This is a genomic window from Thermanaerosceptrum fracticalcis, from assembly GCF_000746025.2.
Lineage (GTDB): Bacteria > Bacillota > Peptococcia > DRI-13 > DRI-13 > Thermanaerosceptrum > Thermanaerosceptrum fracticalcis.
In genome coordinates this window covers 2,671,953-2,684,027 of sequence record NZ_CP045798.1, presented here as the reverse complement: position 1 = coordinate 2,684,027, position 12,075 = coordinate 2,671,953, and the positions used below count along the sequence as shown (strand labels likewise).

Here is a 12,075-nt window from a genome sequence, read left to right as displayed (position 1 = left end):
TTTATTCTCCCTTCACAAGTAAGTTTAGTACGGCAGCGACGCCCCGTCCTAAGACAATATCCATGCCCAGTTCTTTTAGGGTCATTTCCAGGGCGGCAATGGTCACGATAATATCATTGACATGAACATAACCCAAATGGCCAATCCGGAAAATCTCCGTCTCCAGCTTGCCCTGCCCTGCGGCAATGATGATGTTATGTTTTTCCCGCATGAGTTTGGAGATCTTTTTGACGTCGATGTTGCCGGGTTTCTTGATGGCAGTGACAGCACCGGAAGCGGCCTCATCGCCGGCTAAAGGTTCCAGACCTAATTCTTTGATGGCGGCTCTCACCAGGGTTTTATATTTTTCATGCCTTGCCCAAATACTGGGTAACCCTTCTTCCTCCATCATTTTCAGGGATTCCTGAAGGGCTACGATTAAATTGGTTGCAGGAGTATAGGGAGTATTGAACTTTTCCGTATAGGCTTTCTTAGCCGCCCGTAAATCAAAGTAAAATCTGGGTGTAGTAACTTTTTCACATATTGCCCAAGCTCTAGGACTCACACTGATAAAAGCTAATCCCGGCGGGATCATGAAAGCTTTTTGGGAGCCTGTAGCCACCACATCCAATTTCCACTCGTCAATTTTCAGGGGCGACACAGCCATGCCGCTGACGGAATCAACAATAAAAAGGGCGGGATGGTCGCCTACGGCCTCCCTTAGGGCCTTGATGTCGTTAACCACGCCCGTGGAGGTTTCATTATGGGTAACAAAGACCGCTTTAATCTGGTGTTCTTTGTCTGCGTCGATTCGTGCCTTTAAAGCTTGCGGGTTATGGGGTTCACCCCAGGGGCCGGCAATTATTTCCACATCGGCACCGTAGCGTTTGTTGAGTTTTACCCAGCGTTCGCCGAAGTTACCGTTTTCCATCACTAAAACCTTGTCACCGGCATTGACAAAGTTGCACACGGCTGCTTCCATAGCACCGGTGCCGGATGAGGTAAGGATCAACACATCATTTTCCGTTTCAAAGATGTTTTTGAGCCTGGCCGTGACGTCTTTCATAATCTCGGCAAATTGGGGGGACCTGTGCCCGATGGCCGGAATGCTTAAAGCCCGGAGAATCCTGGGGGGAACTGGTGTAGGTCCTGGAATCATCAGATACTGTTTTTCACGCATTTTTTTACTCCTCCATTTTCTTTTATGATTTTTTTAAGAGTCACGACTGTCCGCTTTCCGATTACCGATTTCCGACTAAATAAAACTTGCTTAAATCGGAAGTCGGATATTCGGATGTCGGATGTCGTAAAAAAATGAAACTCCCGCCCTTGGCTAGTTTCCCAGCCAGGGACGAGAGTTATTCCCGCGTTGCCACCCTTGTTGGCCAAAAATATGGCCCACCTCAATTCTCATGCATAACGGACATGACCGTAAAACTCCTCGCTTTAGGCTCCTGGGCGGAATTCTGACTGTCTCCTGTTGGTTTGCACCTCCCACCAACTCTCTGTAAAAGATAACAGCATACTTTTCCCAATCATCGCTTTTTCCTTATTCTGTTTTTCTCTGAGGTCATGATAGCCGTTTTCCGATTTCCGACTTTCGAATTTTTACTTTTTCAGGATATGGATTGTCATCTATTAGTACAAATATTTGACATCCCGCAAATTCTGCTGCAATGTCAGATGTTTCTTTTGTCGGATGTCGGATAAGCGGACGTCGGAAGTCATAGAAATAAGAAAACTCCCGTTCCCTGCCGGTTTCCCGGTCAGGGACGAGAGTTTAAATCCCGTGTTGCCACCCTAATTGGTCATGAACATGACCCACTCATTCCATGCATAACGGGCATGACCGTCAGGTTCTTCACCTGATGCTCCAGGGTGGAATTCACCAGTATCCTTGTTGGTTTGCACCTTCCACCAACTCTCTGTAAAAGGAAAACCGCTTACTTTTCCCTGTCATTGCCGACTCCGTATCTTATTGAATGTTATTATACGATAGGGTTTATTTAAAATCAAGTATTATATAATGATTATTTTCCGTTTTTTTACCCTCAGATAGAATGCGCATCTTTCACCATTTGTATAAAGTACTGGTGTACCCTGGTTTCATACGTCAGCTCAGGATAGAAAGAACAGGCCAGGAAATTTCCCTGGCGGGCCATGACAATTTTATCATCATAGATGCAGAGAATACCTACATTAGGTTTAACCCGTGTGATATAGGGAGCCCTGATAAACACAGCCCGTACCGGTTTAGCCCCTAGTGCAGGAATAAAAAGGTCCGCCTTAAAACTTTCTTTACCGTATCCATAGTCTTTTCTTTTTACAGTAATATCCATCAATCCCATGGTTGGTTGGCTGCTCTCTTCCACTTCTTTAGCCAGAAGACTTATCCCGTCACACGTTCCAAAAATAGGCATACCTTTTTCTGCTCTCTCTAAAACCTTATCAAGGATTTTAAAGTCTACCCTGAGTATACCCTCGGTCGTTCTTTTTATCCCTGAGACAATAAGCCCCTGAACTTCATCCATATCCTCCGGTTTTCTAATTTCCATTGCCTCACAATCGCACTTACGAAGTGCCTCTATATGTTCCTCTATATGTTCTCTAAAGGCTCCCTGGAGATTTAATATCCCAACCTTCATGCTGCCCCCCCGTTGCTTCCGTCCTCTTACAGCACTCCACGTCCTGGAGAATGTGAGTCTTATGACATCATTTGCATAATCGCGTCTAATAAGCCAATAATATTTGAATCACAATTAATTGATAATAATTATCACTTAATTGTTTAGCAGCTTCTTACTTTATTCTTGGATAAGATAACTATTGATGGAGTAACCATTTTAGTTCTCCTGTACATATATCAATTAAGTGGCAAAATAGGAGAAAAAACAGGGAGACCCTCCCTGTTTACTTTAATCATATGCCCTATTTTAAGTCTCTACAAATTTCGTAGGTATCCCGGGCGATCATGAGTTCTTCGTTGGTGGGAATAACAAATACTCTGGTTTTGGCATCATCAGCGGAAACATCAGCTTCTATGCCTCTGGTGTAATTCTTATCAAGGTCAAGTTTAACCCCCAGGTAATCCAGACCCTCACAAATCTTGACCCTCATCAAAGCAGAGTTTTCGCCCAGTCCAGCCGTAAAAACAATGGCATCAACACCGTTTAGAACCGCAGCATATGAACCAATATATTTTTTCACCATGTAGGCAAAACGCTCCAGGGCTAATTGAGCTCTTTCATGACCCTGGTCAGCAGCGTTCTCGATATCCCTGAAGTCACTGCTTACACCGGATAATCCCAGAACTCCGCAGCGCTTGTTCAGGAAGTTGCTGGTTTCTTCTGTGGTCCATTTTTCTTTCTCCATGAGGAAGGAAACAATGGCGGGGTCCAGGTCACCGGAACGGGTACCCATCATTAGACCCTCCAGAGGTGTAAAGCCCATACTGGTATCAATAGATTTACCACGGTCTACAGCGGCAATACTGGCTCCATTACCCAAGTGGCAGGTGATAATTTTCACTTCTTCAATAGGGCGCTTCAGCATGGCCGCAGCACGCTGGGAAACATATTTATGAGAGGTGCCGTGAAAACCGTACTTACGAATTTTATATTTTTGATAATATTCATAGGGAATCCCGTAAAGATAAGCTTGAGGAGGCATAGTCTGGTGAAAAGCCGTATCGAATACACCAGCCTGGGGTACATTTGGCATGAGGTTCTGGCAAGCTTCAATGCCCATGATATTCGGCGGGTTGTGTAAGGGGGCCAGTTCAATATTTCTTCTCAAAGCATCTATAACGGCATCAGTAATCAAAACCGAACCGGAAAAATCCTCACCGCCGTGTACCACACGGTGTCCCACGGCAGAGATTTCATCTAAGGATTTAAGAACACCATGCTTATTACTGACGAGAGCTTGCAGTACCAGCTCAATGGCCTTTTGGTGATTGGGTATCTCTGTTTCGATAACATATTTTTCAGATCCCGGCCTGTGGGTGAGAACAGCTCCGGGCAAGCCGATTCTCTCCACCAGACCTTTGGCTAGGACGTGTTCATTCTCCATATCAAAGAGCTGATATTTCAGGGAAGAACTCCCACAGTTTAAAACTAGTACTTTCAATTTTCTTTTCCCCCTTAGTAGTGAATTCACATGACTTAAGTAAGAATTATTCTCACTTTTCCCTCACTTTATCTTATACCATGTAAAAGAAAATGACAATAAACTTGTCCTTATTTTTCCCTAAGGTATTTTTTCATGCTATTCTTCGTCTTTTCCGGCAATTCTAGCCAGGGCCACTACTTTATCATTTTCCCCTAAGCGCATAATCTTGACACCCTGGGTTGCCCTGCCCATGGTGGAAATCTCATCTACGGAGACCCGAATCATAATGCCGTCCAGGGTAATCAGCATAATTTCATCACCCTCTGAGGAGATCATAATGCCCGCTACCTGTCCGTTACGGGAAGTAACTTTAATACCAATTATACCTTTCCCACCGCGGGACTGGATACGAAACTCGGTGAGAGGAGTTTTCTTACCAAAACCTTGCTCCGTAATCACAAGGAGCTCTCCGCCATCTCTAAAGGTTTCCATGCCAACAACCACATCGCCGCTTTCCAGGGTAATCCCCTTGACACCACGAGCCGTCCGTCCCATACTGCGCACATCATCTTCAGCAAAACGAATCACCATGCCCTGGCGGGTTGAGAGGATGATTTCATCCCGGCCGTTGGTCAGTTTAACACCGATCAATTCGTCATTTTCATCCAAAGTAAGGGCAATAATCCCATCTTTCCTGGAAGAGTCATATTCCGTAAGGCTTGTCTTCTTCACGATCCCTTGCCGGGTCGCAGTAACCAGGTACTGCCCCTCTGAAAAGTCACGGACAGGGATGACTGCGGTAATTTTCTCATCCCCGGAAATAAACAAAAGGTTAACGATGGCCGTGCCTTTTGCCTGGCGGCTGGCTTCCGGAATTTCATAAACTTTTAGACGGTATACCTTACCCTTATTGGTGAAGAACAGCAGGTAATGGTGGGTAGTGGTAATAAATAAATGTTCCACAAAATCTTCTTCCTTGGTCGTGATGGCTGAAATGCCCCTGCCCCCCCGTTTCTGATTACGGTAGACGGTAATAGGCTGTCGTTTAATGTAACCACCATGGGTGATAGCAATAACTACATCCTCTTCGGCAATGAGGTCTTCTACCTCCAGGTTTTCTTCATGGGCACTGATCTGGGTGCGGCGCTCATCTCCATATTTGTCACGAATTACTGTAATTTCTTCTTTAATTACTTTCAGTACCATTTTCTCGTCAGCCAAGATGCTTCTTAAATAAGCAATTTTTTTGATTAGCTCCCGGTATTCTTCCTCCAGTTTTTCCCTTTCTAAACCGGAGAGTTTCCCCAGACGCATATCCACAATGGCCTGGGCTTGCTTTTCCGAGAGGCCAAAACGCTCCATCAAATTAATTTTGGCCTTTTGCTCATCGCGGGATTGGCGAATAATACGAACTACTTCATCAATATGGTCTAAGGCTATTTTTAAACCTTCGACGATATGCAGGCGTTCTTCTGCTTTCCTTAAATCATAACGGGTCCGGCGGACAATAACATCCTTTTGGTGCTCCAGGTAATAGAAAAGCATCTCTTTAAGATTGAGTACCCGGGGTTCCCCGTCCACCAAAGCCAGCATAATCACGCCAAAATTGTCTTCCAGTTGGGTTTGTTTATACAGCTGATTGAGAATAATCTGGGGGTTTACATCACGCCGCAGCTCGATGACAATGCGCATACCTGTACGGTCCGATTCATCCCTAAGATCGGTGATCCCGTCAATCTTCTTATCCCTGACCAGTTCTGCAATTTTTTCGATCAGGCGGGCCTTGTTCACCAGATAGGGTAGTTCTGTGATCAGGATGCGCATTTTGCCGTTATTCATTTTTTCAATGCGGGACACACCACGTACTTTAATGGAACCTCTCCCGGTCTCGTAGGCTTGTTTAATGCCGTCCCGGCCCATGATAATTCCCCCTGTGGGAAAATCAGGGCCTTTTACCGTACTCATTAACTCTTTGGGAGTAATATCAGGTTTATCAATGAGGGCCACCACACCGTTAATCACCTCTACCAAGTTGTGGGGAGGTATATTGGTAGCCATACCTACAGCAATTCCGGAAGACCCGTTGACCAACAGGTTAGGAAAACGGGAGGGAAGGACAGCAGGTTCCTCTAAGGAATCATCATAGTTGGGAACAAAATTTACTGTCTCCTTTTCAATATCCCTTAAAAGTTCCATGGCAATTTTGGCCATACGCACTTCTGTGTAACGCATGGCTGCCGCCGAATCACCGTCGATTGAACCAAAGTTGCCGTGACCGTCAATTAAAGGATAGCGGGTAGAAAAATCCTGGGCTAAACGGACCATAGCATCATAAACTGCAGTATCACCGTGGGGATGATAACGTCCAAGCACGTCCCCCACGACACGGGCTGATTTTTTATGGGGCTTGTCATGGGACATGCCTGATTCATGCATGGCGTAAAGAATACGCCTGTGCACCGGTTTCAGTCCATCCCGCACATCAGGCAGCGCACGTCCTATAATAACACTCATGGCATAGTCAATATACGATTTTTTCATTTCTTCTTCCAGTCTAATCGGTACAATTTTGCCATCAGTGTATACTTCCATTTTTTCACCTACTTTTTCATTAAAATTTTAGAATACAAAACTAAAGAATAAAACCCTTAGTAAATAGTGAGACTAGCTTTGCTTAAGCTAGTCATTTTTAATTTACTAATCTCTCATTATACCATTTCACCTAATATTAGACATTTCCAATTGTAGTATAGCTTTTTTAGTAAACAATGTAAACATTATGCGGAATAAGAAATAATCCCCCTTGTTGTTAAAGGGGGTCATTTATTGTAAAAAACTGTTGATTAAGTCATTGAGTTTTTCAAAGTGAAAAGGTTTTTCCAGGATTCCCTGGGCGCCTACTCTTTCCGCCACCTCTGGTAAACTTTCATGGGCAGAAAACAAAATTAAAGGAATATTCCTAGTTTCGGGATTGGCTTTCAACAGATTAGCCACCCTCTCGCCGTTCATTTCCGGCATGCGCATATCTAAAATGATTAAATCTACATTCTCCCCGTTAATAGACTTTAAAGCCTCCAGGGGAGAAGAGAAAGTAAGGGGTGTATGCCCTTCTAATTCTAAGAATAAACTGACAGAGAGCAAGATTCCCTTTTCATCATCAATTACGGCGATACGCACAACGACCATCCTCCCGGAGGTTAAGGGTGAGTAAAAATTCTCCCATTGATGTATTTTACCTGAGATAGACAAGCCTGACAATAAGTGTAAATTAACTAAAACTGTAATTATCTATATGATTTTGTCGATTTTTATAATGACTGGTAGAATTAAAGACCCGGCTTTTTTTAAAGCCTGGGTCTTTTCACTTACCATACCTAAATATCCAAATTTCTTACACTCTTGGCGTGAGTCATGATGAAGTCCTTCCTGGGTTCTACTTTGTCACCCATGAGAATGGTGAAAATCTCATCAGCGGCCATGGCATCCTCCAGACTAACCTGTAAAATCGTTCTCTTTTCCGGGTTCATAGTGGTTTCCCACAGCTGTTCCGGATTCATTTCACCAAGACCCTTGTAGCGTTGGATTGTATAATTATTTTTTCCGATTTTACTTGTGGTTTTTTCCAATTCTTTATCACTGTAGAGATAAATTTCTTCTTTTCCTTTTTTGACTTTGTAAAGAGGAGGCTGGGCTATATAAACATATCCCGACTCCACCATAGGCCGCATATAACGGTAGAAGAAGGTAAGAAGCAGAGTGCGGATATGGGAACCGTCCACATCAGCATCTGTCATGATAATAATTTTATGGTAACGTGCCTTATCTAAATCAAAGTCTTCACCTACACCCGTTCCCAGGGCAGTAATCATGGACCTGATTTCTTCATTGGCCAGGATTTTGTCCAGACGTGCTTTTTCTACGTTAATAATCTTACCCCGTAAAGGGAGAATTGCTTGAAAGCGCCTATCCCTTCCCTGTTTGGCCGAACCACCGGCAGAGTCACCCTCTACTAGATAGAGTTCTGACATGGAAGGGTCTCTGGTAGAACAATCGGCCAGTTTCCCGGGCAGGGCCGTATTTTCTAGAGCACTCTTCCTTCTTGTTAATTCCCGGGCTTTGCGGGCTGCTTCTCTTGCCCTGGCGGCATTAATGGCTTTTTCTATTATTTTACGTCCTACGGAAGGGTTTTCTTCCAGGAAAGTGGATAAACCTTCATTGACGATTCCTTCTGTAATTCCTCTGACTTCACTGTTGCCAAGTTTTGTCTTGGTCTGTCCTTCAAACTGGGGTTCTCTTATTTTTACGGAAATGATGGCTGTCAATCCTTCCCGGATATCCTCTCCGGTAAGATTGGCGTTGCCGTCCTTGAGAAGATTATATTTACGGGCATAATCATTCATTACCCGGGTCAGGGCCGATTTGAAACCGGATTCATGGGTACCGCCTTCGGTGGTGTGAATATTGTTGGCAAAAGAATAAATGTTTTCCACGTAACCGTCATTATATTGTAAAGCTACTTCTACCTCTGTCCCTTCCTTTTCACTGGCAAAATAAATAGGTTTGGGATGGAGGACGTCCTTATTCTTATTCAGGTATTTAACAAAATCAACGATCCCCCCATCATGCTGGAAGAAAAGTTTTTCATTGATTCTTTCATCTTTTAAAATAATCTTTATGCCTTTGTTTAAAAAGGAGAGTTCTCGCAGGCGGTGGGTTAAAATATCCAAATCGAACTCTGTCTCCTCAAAAATGGTAGGATCAGGTAAAAAACTAATGGATGTACCTGTACCTTCTGTTGTACCAATTACTTTTAATTCAGTGATAGGCTTACCCCGTTCATAACGCTGGTGGTGTATTTTCCCATCTCTTTTTACCTTTACTTCTAACCACTGAGAAAGAGCATTAACGACGGAAGCACCTACACCGTGCAAACCACCGGAGACTTTATAGCCTTCACCACCAAATTTACCACCGGCATGTAAAACGGTAAGCACGACTTCCAAGGCAGATTTATCCATTTGAGGATGTCTTTCCACGGGGATACCTCTCCCGTTATCCGTAACGGTAACACTGTTATCTTTATGGATAGTAACCTCAATCTTATCACAATAACCGGCTAAGGCTTCGTCAATACTGTTATCAACAATTTCATAAACCAGGTGATGCAGACCACGGGAGCTTGTACTGCCAATATACATACCAGGGCGTTTTCTGACCGCTTCTAGACCTTCCAAAACTTGAATCTGACTTGCAGTATATTCATTACTCAAATCACTCACCTCTTTATGTCAGACTTCCTAAAAGTTAATTATAACAAATTATTGTATATCCTCACAAGAAATTACATTAATTTAGAAGTAAACAAAGAAAACTTGGCTTGCACCAAGTTTTTATTGCTCCTCTAATCCGTCTTCTAAATCCATTATATTTAAAGCTCTCTTTTGTAAAGTTATGGAAGAAATAGGAGAGTAATATACCTTTTCTTTGGTAATGATAAAACTTTTAATTTTATCCTCTGTACCAACCATGGAGATTAGTCCTTCATCCCTGGCAATTTCCAGAAACTCCTTGGTGGCTGGACTGTCTTTTATCGAATCGAGATCAAAAATTCCTACAACGTCTCTTAAGAGAACAGAAGTATCCCCGCCCAAATGTAGAAACATTCACTTTCCTCCTCTGCATTTTATTAACGTACCCTGCCGGATCAGAAATTTTTGTATGGTTATCCTGTCATTTTCCAATGCTATGTCTTCAGTGGTGGTAATAAAACACTGTATTTTTTTTTCTTTAATGATATTAAGTAAAAATCCTCTTCTCTCCTGGTCTAATTCAGAAAGTACGTCATCCAGGAGGAGGACAGGAAATTCACCGGATTCTGCTTTAAAAAATTCCAGTTCCGAGAGTTTTAAGGCTAAAACAGCTGTTCTATGCTGTCCCTGGGAACCATATACTTTTAAATCATTGCCATTTAATGAGATTAATAAATCATCACGATGGGGTCCCCATAAAGATATTCCTTTTTTTATTTCTTCCCCCCGGTACTTTTCCAATTCCTCCAGTAAAACCTTTTTTAAATCATGGTTTAATTTGAGTTCCTTCTGCCTGGAAAAAAGATAGCGAATTTCCAGGTTTTCCTGGCCATTTGTGAGTTTTCGCTGCATCAAACGGGTTAAGGGCGACAATTTCTCCAAGACATTAATTCTTTTTAAAATAATACTTTCACTGAGTTCTAGAAATTGTTCATTCCATATTTCCAGTTCATCAAAGCCTTTACCACGTTCACGAATTTTTTTTAATAAATAATTTCTCTGGTTCAAAACCCTGTTATACTGTTGTAATTTGAGAAAATAGCCCGGGCTTACCTGGGAGATATCATTGTCTAAAATTTTTCTTCTTTCCAGGGGAGAACCTTTAATAATATTAAGATCTTCCGGCGCAAATAAAACAGCAGTTAAATTTCCTAAAAGCTCTGAAGTCTTATAAATTTTTAGGCCGTTCACTTTTATTTCCTTGCTGTTTTGTTCACCGATTTTATAAAGAACCTCCAAGGTCACATATCCCTGTTTATTTCTAATCTTTCCCTGAATAGAAAAGGCCTGATGATTCCAGCGAATTAACTGGAGATCACGGGCAGGACGATAGGTCTTACCCGTGGCCAGGTAATATATGGCTTCCAATAAATTTGTTTTACCCTGGGCATTGGGACCGGAAAGAATATTTAACTGGGCCGAGAAATCCTCGTTTAATGTTTCATAGTTGCGATAATTAGTAAGACCCAATCTCTCTAAATACAAGGGGCTGCCCCTCCTACTATGACCTGACAGGCAAAATCAAATAAAGGAAATTATCACTGTCGGCAGGTCTCACAATTCCCGGACTTAAGGGACCTGTAAACTCAATGGTAACCATTTCCGCCTCTACGTTTTTTAAGACGTCGATGAGATAACGGGCGTTAAAGGAAATATTAACAGGTTCTCCTTCCTGTTCCACGGCGATTTGTTCATAACCCTGTCCCAGCTCAGACCTTGAAGAAACTACTATCGTCATTTCATCAATCTTAATATTTATGGTATTGCTGTTATCGTTTTGCATAGAAAACAAAGAGATTCTTTCTAGGGATTCCTGCAGCAGTTTTGTCTTGCAGCGTATTTTGGACTTAAACTGGGTAGGTATAACCTGGCGGTAGTTAGGAAACTGTCCCTCCAAAAGCCTGCACATTAAACGAATATTGGCAGACATAAAAGATACCTGGTTTTTCGTTACGGAAATAAAACACGGTTCATCTTCATCTACAATAAGACGGGCCAGTTCAGACATGATTTTTCTAGGAACGATAAAACTGAAATTATCCCCCGAACTGCTTTGAGGAATACCTTCCCTTAAAGCCAAACGATGGGTATCGGTGGCTATCATTCTTAACTTATTCTCATTTACTTCACATAATATTCCTGTAAACAAAGGACGGGCTTCATCATTACCCGCCGCAAAGACAGTCTGCCTGATCATTTGGCGTAAGAGTGAAGCCTGGACGGATATTTCGTAGTTTCCTTTGATGTTAGGCAGGACGGGAAAATCATCGGGGGGTAAGGTTTTTAAAGTAAGTTCGGAGTTTTCATATTTGATTGTAATTTCGTGATTGGTGTTCAACTCCAGGGTAATAGTACAGTTGGGCAGTCTCCTTACTATTTCCGAAAAATGACGGGCCGGTACAACAATAGCTCCTTCATAAATGATATCAGCCGGAACATAACACTGGATGCCCATTTCCAAATCAGTGGCCGTAAAATACAGTAAGTTTCCCTGGGCTTCTATTTTAATACCTATAAGAATAGGCAGGGTATTTTTTGTACTTACTGCTTTTTGGACGGCCTGAACACCAAACAAAAGATTTTCTTTTGTGGCTGTTATTTTCATAAAAACCTCCATCTCGCGCCGCCGGTGCGGGCGACACAAATAGTAATGAAAACAGGTGCACACCCACCCTGA

The 12,075-nt window shown here is 42.7% G+C and carries 9 protein-coding genes and 2 other annotated features; all 9 genes read right to left on the bottom strand.

What is annotated here, in order from left to right:
• Position 1: 1 nt before the first annotated feature.
• The 9 genes from BR63_RS13600 to dnaN all read right to left on the bottom strand — a co-directional run bounded on the left by BR63_RS13600 (position 2) and on the right by dnaN (position 12,003).
• Positions 2 to 1,159: a pyridoxal-phosphate-dependent aminotransferase family protein gene (locus BR63_RS13600; RefSeq protein WP_034425386.1), complete on the bottom strand. Its 1,158-nt coding sequence runs from the start codon at positions 1,157 to 1,159 to the stop codon at positions 2 to 4.
• A gap of 164 nt (positions 1,160 to 1,323) precedes the next feature.
• Positions 1,324 to 1,527, bottom strand: a binding site (T-box leader).
• A 217-nt stretch (positions 1,528 to 1,744) separates the two neighbouring features.
• Positions 1,745 to 1,948 (bottom strand) — a binding site (T-box leader).
• An 82-nt stretch (positions 1,949 to 2,030) separates the two neighbouring features.
• Entirely contained in the window at positions 2,031 to 2,624 is a 594-nt protein-coding gene (gene pdxT, locus BR63_RS13595) for a pyridoxal 5'-phosphate synthase glutaminase subunit PdxT (RefSeq protein WP_034425381.1), read from the bottom strand.
• A gap of 283 nt (positions 2,625 to 2,907) precedes the next feature.
• Entirely contained in the window at positions 2,908 to 4,107 is a 1,200-nt protein-coding gene (locus tag BR63_RS13590; RefSeq protein WP_034425379.1) for an acetate/propionate family kinase, read from the bottom strand.
• 138 nt (positions 4,108 to 4,245) lie between these two features.
• A complete protein-coding gene (gene gyrA, locus BR63_RS13585) occupies positions 4,246 to 6,681 on the bottom strand; it encodes a DNA gyrase subunit A (protein WP_034425378.1) in 2,436 nt (811 codons plus the stop codon).
• A 231-nt stretch (positions 6,682 to 6,912) separates the two neighbouring features.
• A complete protein-coding gene (locus tag BR63_RS13580; RefSeq protein ID WP_051966218.1) occupies positions 6,913 to 7,266 on the bottom strand; it encodes a response regulator in 354 nt (117 codons plus the stop codon).
• A gap of 197 nt (positions 7,267 to 7,463) precedes the next feature.
• The gene (gene gyrB / locus BR63_RS13575) at positions 7,464 to 9,359 is read right to left on the bottom strand and encodes a DNA topoisomerase (ATP-hydrolyzing) subunit B (protein WP_338055986.1); all 1,896 of its coding nucleotides are present in this window, start codon (positions 9,357 to 9,359) and stop codon (positions 7,464 to 7,466) included.
• Between the two features lie 120 nt (positions 9,360 to 9,479).
• Positions 9,480 to 9,752, bottom strand: coding sequence for an extracellular matrix regulator RemB (remB, locus tag BR63_RS13570; protein ID WP_034425375.1), 273 nt, complete (start codon positions 9,750 to 9,752; stop codon positions 9,480 to 9,482).
• The gene (gene recF, locus BR63_RS13565; RefSeq protein ID WP_034425374.1) at positions 9,753 to 10,883 is read right to left on the bottom strand and encodes a DNA replication/repair protein RecF; all 1,131 of its coding nucleotides are present in this window, start codon (positions 10,881 to 10,883) and stop codon (positions 9,753 to 9,755) included.
• 16 nt (positions 10,884 to 10,899) lie between these two features.
• A complete protein-coding gene (gene dnaN, locus BR63_RS13560) occupies positions 10,900 to 12,003 on the bottom strand; it encodes a DNA polymerase III subunit beta (RefSeq protein ID WP_034425370.1) in 1,104 nt (367 codons plus the stop codon).
• Between the last annotated feature and the right edge of the window lie 72 nt (positions 12,004 to 12,075).

Coding starts and splice junctions, on each gene's coding strand:
- dnaN (WP_034425370.1), bottom strand. CDS start 12,003: ATGAAAATAACAGCCACAAAAGAAAATCTTTTGTTTGGTGTTCAGGCC.
- gyrA (WP_034425378.1), bottom strand. CDS start 6,681: ATGGAAGTATACACTGATGGCAAAATTGTACCGATTAGACTGGAAGAA.
- pdxT (WP_034425381.1), bottom strand. CDS start 2,624: ATGAAGGTTGGGATATTAAATCTCCAGGGAGCCTTTAGAGAACATATA.
- remB (WP_034425375.1), bottom strand. CDS start 9,752: ATGTTTCTACATTTGGGCGGGGATACTTCTGTTCTCTTAAGAGACGTT.
- BR63_RS13600 (WP_034425386.1), bottom strand. CDS start 1,159: ATGCGTGAAAAACAGTATCTGATGATTCCAGGACCTACACCAGTTCCC.